The sequence below is a fragment of the Candidatus Omnitrophota bacterium genome (assembly GCA_023227985.1).
Lineage (GTDB): Bacteria > Omnitrophota > Gorgyraeia > Gygaellales > Profunditerraquicolaceae > JALOCB01.
In genome coordinates this window covers 23365-40405 of record JALOCB010000009.1, presented here as the reverse complement: position 1 = coordinate 40405, position 17041 = coordinate 23365, and the positions used below count along the sequence as shown (strand labels likewise).

The window sequence follows — 17041 nt, the reverse complement described above, 5'->3', positions numbered from 1 at the left end:
ATGACCCAACTGGAAGCGGCAAAAAAAAATTCTTTGACCCCGTTAATGAAAAAGGTCGCGGCCTTTGAGAAGGTTCCTCCGCGGTTTATAATGACAGGGATGAAAAAAGGGAATATTGTCGTCCCGCTTAATAAAAAGCGCAGGATCAGCCGTCCTTGCGCTATCGGCGCCGGGCTTATTACCAAGGTAAATGCCAATATCGGGACATCCACGGACAAGCCGGACCTGCCTGAGGAATTACGAAAGCTGGAAGTTGCCGAGAAATACGGCGCTGACGCGGTAATGGACCTGAGCATCGGCGGCGACCTGAGGGCGATCCGCCGAAAGATCCTGGCTGCGTCAAATATCCCGTTAGGCACTGTGCCTATATACGAGATAGCGGTCAACGCCCAGAAGAATGAAGGGGATTTCCTGGGATTCTCGGCCAAAGATATCCTGGAGACGCTGCGTTACCAGGCGGAGGAAGGGGTCGATTTTTTTACCATACACTGCGGAGTGACCAGAAAAAGCCTTCGGCAGTTAAGGAAGAATAAGCGTCTGCTGGGGATCGTTTCCCGCGGCGGGGCGATGCTGGCCAGCTGGATAAGCCGGAACAAGAAAGAAAATCCTTTTTACGAATATTTCGATAAGATATTGGATATTGCTTATGAATACGATGTCACCCTAAGCCTGGGGGACGGGTTAAGGCCGGGTTCCATCCTGGATGCCACTGACCAGGCGCAGATCACGGAGCTGAAGATCCTGGGCGAATTGGCCAGGGCCTGCCGCAAGAGGAACGTCCAGGTGATGATCGAAGGCCCGGGGCATGTCCCGTTAGATCAGATAAAGAAGAATATCGAGCTGGAGAAAAAGATATGCGGCCGGGCGCCGTTTTATGTCTTAGGGCCTTTGGTGACAGATATCGCCGCCGGTTATGATCATATAAGCGGGGCGATCGGCGGCGCTCTGGCAGCCGGATACGGGGCTGATTTCCTGTGTTATGTCACGCCGGCCGAACATCTGCGCCATCCTTCGACAGATGATGTTCGGCAAGGGGTGATCGCTTCACGGATCGCCGGGCACGCGGCGGATATAGTGAAAGGCGTCGGCGGGGCATTGGAGCGGGACCGCAGGATGTCCGTCGCCCGAAGCCGCAGGGATTGGAAGCAACAGATCGCCTTATGCATTGACCCGGAAAAGGCCAGGGAATACCGCCTTTCTTCAAAACCGGATATGAAGGATGTTTGCACAATGTGCGGCAAGTATTGTTCGATAAGGCTTATGGAGTGCCACTTTAAATAGACAGCAATGCGGGTGTAATTCAATGGTAGAATGGCAGCTTCCCAAGCTGCTCATGTCGGTTCGATTCCGATCACCCGCTTATTTGATCGCAACGCGCGGGACAATAGCGGGATAAAATGCCTATACATCTGCGAATATCCGTTCTTTGCCTTTTGTTCATATCCGGCTGCGTGACCGGGCCTGTTCCTGTTGGTTTTAAGCCGGCGCCGTTGCCTGCCGGCGGCGTATACCACAAGGTTTCCAAGGGGCAGACCCTCTGGAGGATCTCCAAGACCTACGGGGTGAGCATAGAGGAATTGGTCGCTATCAATAAGATCCAGGATTCCAGCCGCATCGAGGTCGGGCAAATGCTGGTTGTGCCGCGGACGCTTAACGCAAAAACAGGGGCCGCAGCATTTCCGGCGGATGATGATTTTATCTGGCCGTTAAAAGGCAAGGTGATCGCCGATTACGGACAGAGCGTTAATAATACGGTGAATAAAGGTTTGAATATTCAGCCTTTGTATAACGGCGATATCGTCGCTTCCGCCGCAGGGAAAGTGGTTTTCCTTGATCAGGATTTCCCCGGCTTGGGAAAAACCTTAATTATTGAGCATGCCGGCGGATTCCGGACGGTATATGGAAGAAATAACGAGGTTTTTGTCAAACCCGGTGATATAATAAACAAAGGCGCGGTTATCGCCAGGATAATTCCGGGCGGCCGTGAAAAGAGCGGGTTTTTGCATTTTGAGATACGCAAAGGCGCGATGTCTCAAAATCCGTATTTTTATCTCCCTTAATTTACTTTCATGCAAGTACAAAATTACGCGAATCGTAAATCTTACCAGGATATACTGGTAAAACGGGTTGTCCCCCTGAAAGACGGTTACCGCCAGAATATCGCCCTGATCGGCGAAGAGCAGCTGGGCAAGACCACGATCGTCTTTAAATTCCTGAATAATTTTTGCGACAGCCGTTTTATAATGGTTTATATGGATTGCCGTCCGGAACCGCTGGTTACGTTCGCCCGCAGGTTCATCGGCGTCCTGCTTTATAATTTCCTCACCCCCAGCAATGCCCCGCTTAAAGAAGACCTGGATTTCCTGATTACAAAGGCAAGCAGCCATATCCCCGAAACCGTGGCCAGGATCCGCGCCATACTGGCCGACCTGAAAAAAAGGAAGAAAGAAAATACCCTGAACAGCTTATTCTCGCTTACCGACCTTATCCATAAGGAGACCAATAAATTCTGCGTAGTGGTGCTGGATGAATTCCACAACCTTGAACATTTGGGCGTGAAGAACGTTTACAAGGAATGGTCCAAGCTGCTTATCCTGCAAAAGACCACTATGTATGTGATCATCAGCTCGCAGATCTTTAAGACCAAGAATATCCTTTCCAAGGACCTTTGCCTGCTTTTCGGCAATTTCGAGGTGATCACCGTCGAGCCGTTTGATATCAAGACCACCGAGGAATACCTGGGTTCCCGGCTTAAAGGCATAGGGCTGGACCTGGGTGTGCGTAATTTTATCGTGCATTTTACCGGCGGGCATCCGTTTTATCTTGACCTGATCTGCGGGGAACTGCTCAAGGCGGAGAAGTCCAGCCTTGCCGATATACTGGAAAACCTTTTTTTTCTGTCGTCAGGGGCGTTGAACCAGAGGTTCACGAATTACCTGAAACGGTTTGAGGACACACAGTTCAGCCGTGATTACACCTCCATACTTTATTTGATTTCCAGCGGGCAGAACAAGATCAAGGATATCGCGCATATCCTGCGTAAACCTAAAAAGGAGATCGACCTGCGGGTGAATTATCTCTTGGAAACCGACGTTATCTCGCGTTCTGTCGATTTCCTTAAAATAAACGACCGGATCCTGGGTTTCTGGCTGAAATTCGTATACCAGGAAAAACTGCACTCATTGACTTTTGACTCTGTTAACCAGAAGGCACTTTTTCGCAAGAACATTGACGATATGATCGGCGAATTCCTGAAACAGGCCAATATCCCGGTATCCCAGAGGGTGACCGAATTGGTGCGGCTTTTTTCTGACGACCGCATTCAGATCGAACGCAGGAGATTGACGCTCAACCATTTCCGCGAGATAAAACCGCTGGAATTCCGGAACAAGGGCTTACGGGAAGGGTTGATTTGCCGTTCGACGGACAGCCAGTGGATATTCGGGTTCAAATACGACCCGCTGACGGAAGAGGATATCTCGGAATTTTCGCGGGAGTGCAAGAAATACCGGCACAAACAGCAACGTAAGATAATAGTCGCTTTGCGCGACATAGAGCAGAACAGCCGTTTGAAGGCTCTGGAAGAAAAGATCTGGGCCTGGGATTTGAACAGCATCAACCAGCTCTTTGATGTTTTCTCCAAGCCCAGGATCATAGTATGATATTATGAAAATAGGGGTCCTTTCGGATACGCATATATCGGGGAACTGCAGCGAAATACCGGCTGCGGTGGTCGATGTATTCAAGGGCGTGGATATGATCGTCCACGCCGGAGACCTGGTCGATTTGAGCGTGTTGAGAAAGCTCCAAGGGCTTTGCCCGGATGTGAAGGCGGTAGCCGGGAATATGGACCACGAAGAGGTCAGGGGCCTGCTGTCGGAAAAAATGGTTTTTGAGGCTTCCGGGTTTTTCATAGGGTTGATCCACGGCTACGGCCCCCCGGACCAGCTCCTGAAACGGCTCGCCGAAGTTTTTAAAAAAGATAAAGTAGATGTTATAATTTTCGGGCATTCCCATCAGCCGATGAACGAAAAGATCGGAGATACGCTGTATTTCAACCCGGGTAGCCCTACGGATACTGTCTTTGCTCCGTATCGTTCATTCGGGATAATAGAGATCAACGGTAAAATAAAAGCCAGTATCGTTAAAATCAAGGGGACGGTTCCTCGTTAAATTACTCTTTGCGCTGTAATAAGTTACAACGACGTCATTGACAAGTTCAAACCTTGAGGAAAGAAATTTCCTGTTTTCAAATTTGACAAATGCCTGCTTGTAAGTGTCGTGGCTGTAGATAGTTAGGGACAGAGGAACCGTCCCCTATGAGGTGATATGGATAAATTGTGGGCGCCGTGGAGGATAAACTACGTTCAGGGCAAAAAAAAGAGCGGTTGTGTTTTTTGCCTCGCTAAGAGGCCGGGTGTAAAAAAGGATTTCGTGATTTTCAAGACCAGGAAATCCATAGCCCTGTTGAATATCTTTCCGTACAATAACGGCCATTTGATGGTTGCGCCGTTACGCCATGTGCGGGACATATCCCTGCTTGATAACGCGGAGGTCCTGGACCTATTCGCCAGCCTTAACCGGGCCAAGGCCTTGCTGGAAAAAGTCCTGGCGCCGGACGGGTATAATATCGGGATCAATGTTTCCCGCATAGCCGGGGCGGGCATCCCTGGGCATTTGCATATCCATATTGTTCCCCGGTGGAACGGGGACACTAATTTTATGCCTGTTTTGAACAATACCAAGATAATCTCGCAGTCTTTAGAGGAATTGCACAAGAGGCTTAAGGCATGCATATCCAGCAAAGGATAAAAGAATACGAGGACAAATTCCTGGCGCCTTACGCCATGCACAGCGTTGACAGCCGCGGCCGTCGCTACAAGGAGGATGAGCATCCTTACCGTTCGGTCTATCAAAGGGACCGGGACAGGATTATTCATTCCCAGGCATTCCGTCTGCTGGAGTACAAGACCCAGGTTTTTGTCAACCACGAAGGCGATTATTACCGGACCCGGTTGACGCATACTTTGGAGGTTTCCCAGATCGCCAGGACCATGGCCATGGCCCTGGGTTTGAATGTGGACTTGACCGAGGCTATCGCGCTGGCCCATGACTTGGGGCACACCCCTTTCGGCCATTCCGGAGAAGAAGCGCTCAATGAATTAATGGCCGGGCACGGCGGATTCAATCATAACACGCATGGCTTGAGGGTAGTGGAAAAGCTGGAGGAACGTTACCCCGAATTCCCCGGGCTTAACCTTTCCTGGGAGGTCCGGGAAGGGATCGTCAAGCATTCGACGAAATTCGATAAAAGCGCCCCGATCAAAGACCTTGCCCCGAAAGAGATGCCTACGATGGAGACGCAGATCGTGGATATCGCCGACGAGATAGCTTACGACAACCATGACATAGACGACGGGCTGGCCTCCGGGTTGTTGAAAGAAAACGACCTGGAAGAGCTCGCTTTATGGGAAAATATAAGTAAGGAAATTTCCGCAAAATATGCTAAAATACTCCCGGAACGCAGGAAATACCTGATCATTCGGCAGTTGATCAATATGCAGGTTACCGACCTGATCCGGGAAACCGAGGCAAAGGTCAAAAAACTGAAATTGCGTTCCAGCGGCGACGTTAAGAAACTTGATAAAAAGATAATTTCTTTCAGCGCACCGATGAAATCGCTGCGCCAGCCTTTGCGCGATTTCCTTATGGAAAAGCTTTATAAGCATTACCGCGTTATCAGGATGGCGGATAAGGCCAAGCGTTTTATCAAGGAATTGTTCGAGATATATATGGTCAGGCCTCAGGCGCTGCCTCCCCATGTGCAGGAAAGAATAGCTAAGGAAGGGGTCAGGCGTGGCGTGTGCGATTACCTCGCGGCGATGACAGACAGGAACGCGTTAGATGAATATAAAAAGCTGTTTTACCCCTACGAGAAGGTATAAAGTCCTGATATCGGCGGTGCACAGCATATACCGCCTGGTAAACTCGACTTTCGAGCTAAAGGACTTGATCCCCAGGCTGGCCAGGCTGATCTGCCAGATCTTTAATTCCCGCTACTGCCTGATAATCATCCTTGATCCTTCCCGGAAATATTCAACCATCAAGTGCATGGTTTCCGGGAGGAAGAGAATAGTAATCGATAAGAATAAAAAGATCACCAACCGCATCGAGAAAAAGATCATCCGGACATTCACCGCGATAAAGAAAGATTACCTGCTGGGGATACCTCTGGTCTCCGAGGATATTATGGGCCTGATCCTTTTAAAGCGGGCCAAGACCGAGGCGCCTTTTGATAAAGCCGACCAGGAGATAATGATGACCATGGCCGAGCAGGCGATGATCGGGATAAAGAACCTCCAGCTTTACGAGGAACAGCAGAAGATCTTTCTGGGAAGCATCAAGTCGCTGGTAACCCTTTTGGACGCGCGCATACCGCAGGAATACACGCATTCCCCGCATTTCAGCCGGCTGGTGGTGGCGCTGGCGCATCAGATGCGCCTGGACGAAAAACAGGTGGAGAGCCTTAAATACGCCAGCCTTTTGCACGACGCCGGAAAGATAGATGTGCCGTTAGAAATACTGACCAAGACCACAAAGCTTACCGCCAACGAGTATAAAATAATAAGGCGCCATCCGGTAATGGGCGCGCAGATGTTAAGGCCTTTTCAGATGCTGAAGCCGGCGATCCCGATAATAATGCATCATCATGAAAAGTACAACGGCACCGGGTATCCGTCGCGTCTAAAGAAAGGCCAGATCCCGCTGGGCGCCAGGGTTATGGCTGTAGCCGACGCCTTTGAGGCTATGGTTTACGGCAGGCCTTACCGCGAGCGGGTCAATGTCGACATCGCCATAAGAGAGATCAAGAAGAAGAGCGGGACCCAGTTTGATCCCAAGGTGGTTGAGGCTTTCCTGCGGATAGCCAAGAGCCATTATAAAAAATACTTGCAACAGGTATAACAAAGATATTATAATGTAGATATGGAAAAGGAGACTTTTTCACAGTTGGAGCTTTTCTCGCAAGGCGAGGATCGATCTGTGTCCAGATCGGAATTGCCGGGGGCCTTGCGCGGTTATTTGCGCCATTTTGAGAAAGCGATATTGTCGGTTATTGTTTTTTTGATCACGGCTATCGTGGCGTTCTGCCTGGGAGTGGAAAAAGGCAAGAAGGCGACAGATTTTAGCGGCGGCCTGCAATTTGATACCGCGTCCAACCGCAGAGGTTCAATATCTGTCCCGGCCATACAGCCGATACCGTCGCAGCGCAGGAGCGTTGTCCCTGTTTCTGCCGCGGCTATGGCCGCCGGAAACGCCGCGCGGGATAAGAAGAAAAGCCCTGTGGCAACTACGGTAAAGGGCGCGGCCCCGGCGGACAAAGGCGGCGCGGGTTTTACCATTCAGGTGGCCACTTATGTCACCAGAAGCAGCGCGCAAAATGAGTCGGCGAAACTGGAAAAAAGAGGGTTTGCCCCGGTAATTGTATCCAAGGGCGGCTACAATATAATCTGCGTGGGCAGTTTTACCAAAAAGGAAATGGCAAAATCATTGCTGTCTAAATTAAGGCAGAATTATCGAGATTGCTATATCAGGAGGCTATAATAGTATGTCAATGCATCCGTCTTTAAAGGCAACTGAGAAGGGCAAGAAGCAAAGGTCGGTATTAAAGCGCATCGAGCGTTTAAAGGTAATGTTGGATAAAGAGCAGTGGAAAGAAGGCAGCGCTGTTTACGGCCTGCCTAAGATCAAGACGCTTAAGATAAAGATCAAGAAGGAGAAAACAGAGAAGGCGGCTGAAGGAACGGCCGCCGCCGGCGCAGCTCCTGCCGCGGGCAAGGATGGCGCAGCCGCTCCCGCGAAGAAATAATCCGCATATTTAATACGTTTTGAATAAGGCTAAGATTAAGGTTTTGCGACCTAAACCTTAGCCTTATTTTTTAAAGAAAGGTCATTAGAGAATGGTTGGCGTGGATATCCTCGGTTTGCTGATATCTTTAGGTTTGCTCTTGGTGGCGATGACCGTGCATGAGTTCGCCCACGGGGCCACAGCCTATCTCTTGGGCGATCATACCGCCAAGGATTCCGGCAGGCTGACCCTGAACCCTCTGGCGCATATAGACCCGGTCGGGACCATAATCCTGCCGCTGTTATTGTTTTTCAGCACCAACGGCAGGTTTGTTTTCGGTTCGGCAAAACCCGTGCCCATTGATTATCGGTTGTTGCGGAATCCCCGCAGGGATATCATCTGGATCGGCATAAGCGGCCCGGCGGCGAATTTTATCTTAGCCCTGATCTGCAGTTTAGTCCTGCGTTTTTTCCCTGTATCCGGCCTGGGCCTTTATATGCTGGAAAAGCTCGTAGTGATAAACGTGGTCCTGGGCGTTTTTAATCTTATTCCCATACCGCCTTTGGACGGTTCCCGCGTGGTTATGGGTCTTTTGCCCCGCGAACTTTCCTATCGGTACGCCTTGATCGAACCGTACGGTTTTTTTGTCGTTATGGGGCTGGTTCTTTTGGGAGCGTTGGACATATTGGTCTGGCCGGCGGTCGGTTATATCCTGGCGGCTTTGGGTTTTAACGTTAGAATATGAAAACTATAAACGTAAATCTAAAACGGCATCCGTATAAAATAATCGTGGGCAGGGATATCCTTAAGCTCTTGCCCGGGTATATCAGATCCTGCGGATTGGGCCCTGACGCGTATATTATCACCAATAACTTTATTAAAAAGGCTTACGGCAAGGAGTTGGAAAAAACGCTTATCCGCGCGGGGATGACGGTAAGATTCAAGAGCGTCGCGGACAGCGAAAAAAGCAAGTCGCTTAAGACCGCAGGAATAGTATTGAACGACCTGGTCGGATACGACAAAAATAAGAAAATTTTTATTATCGGCTTCGGCGGTGGGGTTATCGGTGATCTTGCCGGGTTCGTGGCTTCGATCTACCGTAGGGGCATACCCCTGGTCCAGATACCTACGACTTTGTTGGCGCAGGTGGATTCCAGCATAGGAGGCAAGACCGCGGTTGACCTGGAAGCGGGAAAGAACCTGGCGGGTTCTTTTTACCAACCGGCGTTCGTCCTGGCGGATATAAAGTTTCTGAAGACTCTTGACCGCAGACAATTAAAGGCCGGCTTGGCCGAGGTGATAAAATACGCGTTGATCAAGGATAAAAAATTACTGGGATACCTTGAAGGCAACCGGGCCCGGATCATTGACGCCGCTGCTCCCTGCCTGGAATCCATAGTCGGCGTTTGCGTCAGGATAAAAGCCAAGATAGTCGCCGCGGATGAAAAAGAAGAGAAGGGTTTGAGGACGGTCCTTAATTTCGGCCATACCGTCGGACACGCTATAGAAGCGGCAGGGGGGTTCAGGCGTTATAACCACGGCGAGGCGGTAAGCCTGGGTATGCTTGTCGCCAACGATATCAGCGTGAGGCTAAAGATGCTTGCGCCTGAGGTTAAAATGCGCCTGGAACGTCTTATCCGCAGTTTCGGCCTGCCGTATAAGATCAAAGGCTTGGTTTTGGATAGGATCATCCGGGCTTATTATCACGATAAGAAATTCAAGGGGTCGGTGAGCAGATTGGTCCTGTTGGGCGGGATAGCCAAGACTATGATAGTCGAGAATATCGCGCTTAGCGCGGTAAAGGGCTCAATAAAGGATAGGTTTTAGGGGTATCTGCTTCTGGTGGTGAGTTTGATCGCCTGGCCGTCGGTAAGTTTTAGGATAACTTCATCCAGGTTGATCTTGAAGACCTTCGCACCCGCAACCTCGTCGCCTTCCTCCACGATCTGGTTGTTGACCAGGGCAAAAGCTTTATTCCCGGAAAGATAAACGCCGGTCAGTATATATGAAATGCTGTCCGGTTTTTTTGCTTTCGCCAATGCCGCAGATGATACGGGCCCTTCGCCGGCCGGATCAGGCGCGGGCTGTGCAGCGGGAACAGCAGGGGCGGGCATTGGCGATGCTTCTATTCGGCCCTTATGCCCGAGTTTGGGGGAAAACTTCACGGTCATATAATCAAAACCCAATTTCCCCGCGCCTATGCCTATCCCTGCGGCAAACAAATAAATAATGAATGACCTGATCTTGGAAGTATCCATGGAAAGCATTATAACAAAAATAGATGTTTTGTAAAGGATTAAGCGAATTTTTCTATTGACAAAGAGGGGATATTGGTATAAACTCTTGTTCTAAGTAGTCGGGTTAAACGGCTCAAATGCTATAAGTTGTTTAATTGTAATAATTTATGTAAAAGGAGTTAATAATGGCTGAATGGATAGGAATGGAAAGGCGGGCTCGCCGGTGTTATGGTTTCGATGAAATCGCCCTTGTCCCGGGTACTCAAACTATAAATCCTCCTGAGGTTGACACTACTTTCTCCATATGCGGCAAAAAATTCAAGGTCCCGATAGTAGCTGCGGCTATGGACGGCGTAGTCGATGTTAAATTTGCTGTGGCAATGTCCAAGCTGGGCGGTATAGCTGTCCTGAACCTGGATGGCGTTCAGACACGTTATGAAAACCCTGATGAGGTCCTTGACCGGATCGCCAAGGCGACTCCTGCGGAGGCGACCGCTCTTATCCAGATGGTTTATACCACGCCTATCAAAGAGAAACTTATAGGTCGCAGGGTAGCCGAGATAAAGAAGCAAAAAGGCACTGCTGTGGTAAGCTGTATACCGGCTCATGCCGAGAAATTCGCCAAGATCGCCGTTTCCGCCGGAGCGGATATATTCGTTATCCAATCCACGGTAACCACGCCCAAACATATCGCCAAAGAATATAAAAGCCTGGATCTGTTTAAATTTTGCGATTCAATGAAGATACCGGTTGTTTTGGGCAACTGCGTCACTTACGGAACAACCCTCGAACTTATGGAGACCAAGGCGGCGGCGCTTTTGATCGGGGTAGGACCCGGAGCCGCCTGCACTACCCGCGGCGTATTGGGTATCGGAGTGCCGCAGGTCACCGCTACCATTGACGCGGCTGCAGCCAGGAATTTCTATTTCAAACGCACCGGAAGGTATGTCCCGATAATTACCGACGGCGGGATGAACCGCGGAGGAGATATCTGCAAGGCATTCGCCTGCGGCGCCGACGCGGTGATGATCGGTTCCAGCTTCGCCCGGGCCAAAGAGGCTCCCGGCCGCGGATACCACTGGGGAATGGCTACGTCCAACGTGAATTTACCTCGCGGGACCCGCATTTATGTCGGCACTACCGGAACGGTCAAGGATATACTTTTCGGGCCGGCTAAAGTGGATGACGGTTCCCAGAACCTTATGGGCGCGTTAAAGACTTCTATGGGCTCGCTGGGCGCGGGCAATATAAAAGAAATGCAGGACGTGGAGATAATCATCGCGCCTTCCATTCAGACCGAAGGCAAGATCTTCCAGGTCGGCCAGAGAGTGGGGATGGGAAAATGAGCCGTGAAATGGTTTTAGTCCTTGATTTTGGTTCGCAGTATACCCAGCTGATCGCCAGGAGGGTTAGGGAGCATAAGGTTTTTTCCAGGGTAATGCCTTTTAACACGCCGGCCAAAGATATTGCTGTTTTGGCGCCTAAAGGCATAATCTTTTCAGGCGGCCCGGCGTCGTGCATCGACAAGAAGGCGCCTCATCCGGACAAGGATATATTCAAACTCGGCATACCCATATTGGGCATATGTTACGGGATGCAGCTGATCTCCCATATGCTGGGCGGGAAGGTCAGGCATACCAGGGAGCGCGAATACGGCAAGGCCGAGCTTTTTATAGACGATAACCGCGACCTGTTCAGCAGCCTGCCGGGTAATTTTACCTGCTGGGCCAGCCATGGCGATTATGTGACCAAGCTGCCTCCGGGGTTTATTGTCAGCGCGCATACGCTGAACAGCCCAATGGCCGCCATATCCAATAAAAAACGCAAGATCTACGCGGTACAGTTCCATCCGGAAGTTACCCATACTGAAAAAGGCAGCCAGATACTAAGCAATTTCCTTTTCCGCATATGCAGTTGTTCCGGCAGATGGAATATGCAGTCTTTTATTAAGGAAACCATCCTGAATATCCGCAAGAGCGTGGGCGCAAGCAAGGTGGTCCTGGGTTTGAGCGGCGGAGTGGATTCCTCGGTCGCCGCGCTTCTGGTGCACAAGGCCATCGGCCGCAACCTGAAATGCATATTTATCGATAACGGCGTAATGCGTAAGGATGAGCCGGAGCAGATCAAAAAGGTTTTCCGCAATCTTTATCATTTAAACCTGGATTACGTGGACAGTTCGCGCAGGTTCCTGATGAAGCTCAAAGGTATCGCAGATCCCGAGGAAAAGCGGAAGATCATCGGCAGGGAATTCGTCAAGGTGTTTGAAGAGGAGGCGGATAAGTTCAAGGGCGTGAAATTCCTGGCCCAGGGCACGTTATACCCGGATGTGATCGAATCCGTATCTGCCACCGGCGCGCCTTCCGCCAAGATCAAAAGCCATCATAACGTCGGCGGTTTGCCGGAACATATGAGATTAAAACTTCTTGAGCCGCTGCGCGACCTTTTCAAGGATGAAGTCAGGCAGATCGCCAAGGAACTGCAGATGCCGGAGAATATAATCTACCGTCAGCCGTTCCCCGGGCCGGGCCTGGCTATCCGCATCCTGGGAGACGTCACTGCAGACCGCTTAAAGATACTGCGCGAAGTTGACAGCCGAGTGCTTGATGAAGTGCGCAAGGCCGGTTTATATAACCAGGTATGGCAGTCTTTTGCCGTGCTTCTGCCCGTAAAGACCGTAGGGGTAATGGGAGACGAGCGCACCTATGATAATGTCGTGGCCCTGCGCTGCGTCACCAGCCAGGACGGAATGACCGCGGACTGGGTAAAGCTCCCTTACGAAGTGCTGGAGAATATTTCCAACCGCGTTATAAACGAAGTCAAAGGGGTAAACCGTGTGGTTTACGATATCACCTCCAAGCCGCCTTCGACGATCGAGTGGGAATAAGCCTGATCGACCAGGTCGATAGTTCAGCCAATTGTCTATAGGGCTTTTTCTATCGACTATAGATTATAGACTATAGACCGATAGTATCTTCTGGTACTTTCCATGCCTCATTCAGATTTTATCCACCTGCACCTGCATACCCAGTACAGCCTTTTGGACGGCGCCTGCCGTATCCCGGAGCTTCTAAATCTCGCTAAACACTACAATATGGATTCCCTGGCGATCACCGACCATGGGAATATGTTCGGCGCAGTTGAATTCTACATAGCCGCCCAAAAAGCCGGGATAAAACCGATCATCGGCTGCGAGGTTTATGTCGCCCCGAAATCCCGGCTGGAGAAAACATCCAGCGGTATGGATGAGGCGTCTTACCATTTGATACTCCTGGCCAAAGACGAGGCCGGGTATCAGAACCTGATGAAGCTCGTTTCCATCGGTTATCTTGAAGGGTTCTATTACCGTCCGCGAATAGACAAGGAGGTCCTGGCCAAATACAGCCAAGGGCTGATCGGGATGAGCGCATGCCTTAAAGGCGAGATACCGGTTATGTTGCGCCAGCTTCGGTTTAACGACGCCGTGAAAACCGCGGATGATTACCGCAATATCCTGGGGACTGATAATTTTTTTCTGGAGATCCAGGAGAACAGGATCGCGGAACAGGCGACAGTCAACGAAGGCCTGGTAAGGCTTTCGCGCCAGCTTAAGATCCCGCTGGTAGCGACTAATGACGTCCATTACCTGGCCCGGGATAAGGCCAGGGCCCACGAGGCGCTCTTGTGCATACAGACCCAGAGCGTGCTTACCGATCAGAACCGGATGCGCCTCTCCACCGACGAGTTTTATTTCAAATCCGGCCAGGAGATGAAGGAATTATTCAAGGATTATCCCGAGGCGATCGCCAATACCGTGGAGATCAGCCGGCGCTGCAACCTGGAACTGGATTTTTCCAAACACCACCTGCCCAGGTATGAACTCCCCGAAGGAAAGAGCAAAGAGGCTTTTTTAAGCGACCTTTGCGATACTGGGATCAAAGAACGCTATCCCGAGCTTACCCCGCAGATAAAACAAAGGCTTGAGCATGAGCTGAAAACCATCCAGAGCATGGGTTTTACCAGTTATTTCCTTATTGTCTGGGATTTCATCCATTATGCCAAGAAAAACCTTATTCCCGTAGGCCCCGGCCGCGGCTCGGCAGCCGGAAGCCTGGTGAGTTACCTCCTGGGTATCACCGATATCGATCCGCTTAAATATAACCTTTTGTTCGAACGCTTTCTTAATCCGGAAAGGGTCAGTATGCCGGATATAGACATAGACTTCTGTTACGAGCGCAGGCCCGAGGTCATCGATTATGTGACTAATAAATACGGCCAGGAGAACGTTGCCCAGATCATCACATTCGGGACTATGCAGGCCAGGGGAGTGGTCAGGGATGTCGGCCGGGTTATGGGTTTAAGTTACGCCGACGTGGACCGGATCGCCAAATTAATACCTCCGACCGACCCGACCAATCCCAATTACAGCCTGAAAGACGCGCTGGAAAGCGAGCCGGAACTGAACAGCCTGTATAAGAACGATCCCCAGATAAAGGAATTGCTGGATATCGCTCTGACCCTGGAAGGGCTTAACCGGCATGCCTCGACCCACGCGGCAGGTGTGGTCATCGCGGATAAGCCTCTGGATAATTATATGCCTATTTTTAAGACACAGGAGGACCAGATCACCAGCGGGTACGGGATGAGCGTGCTGGAAAAGATCGGCCTGCTGAAAGTCGATTTCCTGGGGCTGCGGACTCTTACGGTGATCGATCAGACCATTAAATTGATCAAGGGGCACCAGAATATCGACCTGGATATCCGCAAGATCCCTCTGGATGACAAGCCTACGTACCGCCTGTTATGCGCGGCGCAGACAATGGGGGTGTTTCAGCTGGAAAGCTCGGGTATGCGCGACCTGCTGAAAAAACTCGAGCCCGACCATTTTGAGGACCTGATCGCGCTTCTGGCGTTATACCGTCCGGGACCGATGGGCTCGGGGATGCTTACCGATTTCATCCAGCGCAAGAAAAAGCTGGTACCGGTGAAATACGATCATAAGCGGCTCGAACCGATACTCAAGGATACTTACGGGATAATGCTTTATCAGGAACAGATAATGTACATAGCTTCCGAACTGGCCGGTTTTACCCTGGCCCAGGCCGACCTTTTGCGCCGGGCGATGAGCAAGAAGATCACCGAGGTGATGGAGCAGCAGCGCAAGCATTTTGTCTCGGGATGCGCCAAAAACGAGATAAAGGAAGCTACCGCCAATAAAATATTCGACCAGATCGTTTATTTTTCCGGCTACGGGTTCAATCGCAGCCACAGCGCAGCTTACGCGGTGATCTCTTACCGCACCGCATATCTCAAGGCGAATTATCCGCTGGAATTTATGACCGCGCTGCTTACCTCAGAACGCGATAATACCGATAAAGTGGTCGAATACGTCAATGAATCCGAACATATGGGGATCGAGGTGCTGCCTCCGGATATCAACGAAAGCGACGCGTTCTTTATTGTCGGCGGCGGCAAGAATATCCGGTTTGGGCTTTTGGCTATAAAAAATGTGGGCAAGGGGGCGGTGGAGTCCCTGGTTAATTCCCGCAGGCAGCATGGCAGGTTCAATTCTTTGAAAGAGCTCTGCGGCCGTATCGACCTTAGGCTGGTTAACCGCAAGGTCCTGGAAAGCCTGATCAAATGCGGGGTGTTCGACGGCTTTAAACAACACCGTTCGCAGATGTTCGCCTCGTTGGACCAGATATTGGAATGCGCCGGCCGCTTGCAAAAAGAGAAGGCCAGCGGCCAGTTGTCTTTTTTTGACGCCGGCCAGGCGCAGAACGGCTTTAAAGAGCCGATCGGGGATAATTCCCAGATAAAAGAATGGCCTGAGCCGCAACTTTTAGCTTTTGAAAAAGAACTGCTGGGGTTTTATATCAGCGGGCATCCTCTGGCGCGTTATGCCCGGCAGTTGAAGCGTTTTTCATCATCCCCGATCAACGACCTTTCTCAATATAAAGACCAGGACTTGATAAAGATAGTCGCTTTGATCACCAAGATAAAGAATACCCTGACCAGGAAGAACCAGGAGAAGATGGCCATACTCAAGGTCGAGGATCTTGACGGGATTATCGAAGTCCTGGTATTCCCGCAAACCTACCAGAAGATCTCAAAATACATACAGACCAGCAACGTGGTCCTGCTCAGGGGAAGGCTGGACCTCAAGGAAAATACCCCGAAGATCATTGCCAGCGATATGTTCCCTATGGATGAGGTTTACCGGATAATTTCTTCGATCAACATAAACCTGACCGGATTAAAGGATAATCTCTTCGAAAGCCTTAAAGTCCTGCTGGCGTCTTCCAGCGGCAGCACCCCGGTATACCTCCATCTGGATGGGGCGTCCAAGGCCAAGACCCAGATTGTGGTTGGCAGCGAATTATTTATCCAGCCTTCGGATAAGATCATTCAGGATATAGAAGACCTCCTGGGCGAAGGCAGGGTTACCATAACCATATAAAAACGGTTTTTAGGCTTTAATAAATAATTTTTTATAATTTCGCGCCCTAAATCCGTGTTTTTTAGCCTTGGATACTGCTGTCGCTCGAGCATTAATTCCCGGGAAGCCTTGGCAGTTATGCCGGGGGACAAAAAAATATTGACCTTTTGGGATTTATGTGCTATATTTAACACATAAATTTAGATGTAACTTTTTGCTGATATTATAGTTGCAGACACATTATCCGTGTCTAATCCGGAGGGAAGAATGACCAAAAAAGATATTATCCTGAAAGTTTCTGATGAAACCAACCTTAAACAGACTGATGTTAAGAAGATAGTCCAGAAAACCTTTGATTATATGGTAGAAGCCTTGGTCAGGGGTGAAAAGATAGAACTGCGTAATTTTGGCGTTTTTAAGATCAAGGAAAGAAAAAGCCGCACCGGAAGAAATCCCCGCACTGGTCAAGTCGTCCCAGTTCCTCCCAGGAAAGTCGTGATCTTTAAACCCGGCTTGGAAATGAAGCAAAAAGTAAAATAAACT

The 17041-nt window shown here is 50.2% G+C and carries 16 protein-coding genes and 1 tRNA gene; 16 read left to right on the top strand and 1 reads right to left on the bottom strand.

The window, feature by feature from the left end; genetic code table 11:
- From thiC to aroB, 12 genes are all read left to right on the top strand, one after another.
- Positions 1–1281 carry a phosphomethylpyrimidine synthase ThiC gene (thiC, locus tag M0R35_03285; GenBank protein MCK9594682.1) on the top strand — a complete coding sequence of 427 codons (1281 nt, stop codon included), beginning with the start codon at positions 1–3 and terminating at the stop codon, positions 1279–1281.
- Positions 1282–1289: 8 nt separating this feature from the next.
- Positions 1290–1360, top strand: a tRNA-Gly gene (locus tag M0R35_03280).
- A gap of 37 nt (positions 1361–1397) precedes the next feature.
- Positions 1398–2060 (top strand): peptidoglycan DD-metalloendopeptidase family protein, encoded by a 663-nt coding sequence (locus M0R35_03275; GenBank protein MCK9594681.1) that lies wholly within the window; start codon positions 1398–1400, stop codon positions 2058–2060.
- 9 nt (positions 2061–2069) lie between these two features.
- Positions 2070–3662 (top strand): hypothetical protein, encoded by a 1593-nt coding sequence (locus tag M0R35_03270; protein ID MCK9594680.1) that lies wholly within the window; start codon positions 2070–2072, stop codon positions 3660–3662.
- A 4-nt stretch (positions 3663–3666) separates the two neighbouring features.
- A complete protein-coding gene (locus M0R35_03265) occupies positions 3667–4173 on the top strand; it encodes a metallophosphatase family protein (protein MCK9594679.1) in 507 nt (168 codons plus the stop codon).
- A 156-nt stretch (positions 4174–4329) separates the two neighbouring features.
- Positions 4330–4812, top strand: a complete 483-nt coding sequence (locus M0R35_03260) for an HIT domain-containing protein (protein ID MCK9594678.1) — start codon at positions 4330–4332, stop codon at positions 4810–4812.
- Positions 4791–5945 (top strand): deoxyguanosinetriphosphate triphosphohydrolase, encoded by a 1155-nt coding sequence (locus M0R35_03255; GenBank protein ID MCK9594677.1) that lies wholly within the window; start codon positions 4791–4793, stop codon positions 5943–5945. Before M0R35_03260 ends, M0R35_03255 begins: the two co-directional genes overlap by 22 nt.
- A complete protein-coding gene (locus M0R35_03250) occupies positions 5905–6963 on the top strand; it encodes an HD domain-containing protein (GenBank protein MCK9594676.1) in 1059 nt (352 codons plus the stop codon). Before M0R35_03255 ends, M0R35_03250 begins: the two co-directional genes overlap by 41 nt.
- 21 nt (positions 6964–6984) lie before the next feature.
- Positions 6985–7602 carry an SPOR domain-containing protein gene (locus tag M0R35_03245; protein MCK9594675.1) on the top strand — a complete coding sequence of 206 codons (618 nt, stop codon included), beginning with the start codon at positions 6985–6987 and terminating at the stop codon, positions 7600–7602.
- A 4-nt stretch (positions 7603–7606) separates the two neighbouring features.
- Complete coding sequence (locus tag M0R35_03240; protein ID MCK9594674.1) at positions 7607–7867, top strand: small basic protein; 261 nt, start codon at positions 7607–7609, stop codon at positions 7865–7867.
- A 91-nt stretch (positions 7868–7958) separates the two neighbouring features.
- Complete coding sequence (locus tag M0R35_03235; GenBank protein MCK9594673.1) at positions 7959–8591, top strand: site-2 protease family protein; 633 nt, start codon at positions 7959–7961, stop codon at positions 8589–8591.
- Complete coding sequence (gene aroB / locus M0R35_03230) at positions 8588–9673, top strand: 3-dehydroquinate synthase (protein ID MCK9594672.1); 1086 nt, start codon at positions 8588–8590, stop codon at positions 9671–9673. The genes M0R35_03235 and aroB overlap by 4 nt, the downstream gene beginning before the upstream one ends.
- On the opposite strand, the gene M0R35_03225 is transcribed toward aroB, so the two are convergent.
- Positions 9670–10113, bottom strand: coding sequence for a general secretion pathway protein GspB (locus M0R35_03225; GenBank protein MCK9594671.1), 444 nt, complete (start codon positions 10111–10113; stop codon positions 9670–9672). The two genes, aroB and M0R35_03225, sit on opposite strands and share 4 nt — an antisense overlap.
- 155 nt (positions 10114–10268) lie before the next feature.
- Here M0R35_03225 and M0R35_03220 point away from each other — a divergent pair, with 155 nt between their 5' ends.
- From M0R35_03220 to M0R35_03205, 4 genes are all read left to right on the top strand, one after another.
- On the top strand, positions 10269–11429 hold the full coding sequence (locus M0R35_03220; protein ID MCK9594670.1) for a GuaB3 family IMP dehydrogenase-related protein: 1161 nt from the start codon (positions 10269–10271) through the stop codon (positions 11427–11429).
- A complete protein-coding gene (gene guaA / locus M0R35_03215) occupies positions 11426–12967 on the top strand; it encodes a glutamine-hydrolyzing GMP synthase (protein MCK9594669.1) in 1542 nt (513 codons plus the stop codon). The genes M0R35_03220 and guaA overlap by 4 nt, the downstream gene beginning before the upstream one ends.
- 102 nt (positions 12968–13069) lie before the next feature.
- Entirely contained in the window at positions 13070–16519 is a 3450-nt protein-coding gene (locus tag M0R35_03210) for a DNA polymerase III subunit alpha (GenBank protein ID MCK9594668.1), read from the top strand.
- A 246-nt stretch (positions 16520–16765) separates the two neighbouring features.
- On the top strand, positions 16766–17038 hold the full coding sequence (locus M0R35_03205) for an integration host factor subunit beta (protein ID MCK9594667.1): 273 nt from the start codon (positions 16766–16768) through the stop codon (positions 17036–17038).
- The last annotated feature ends 3 nt before the right edge of the window (positions 17039–17041 follow it).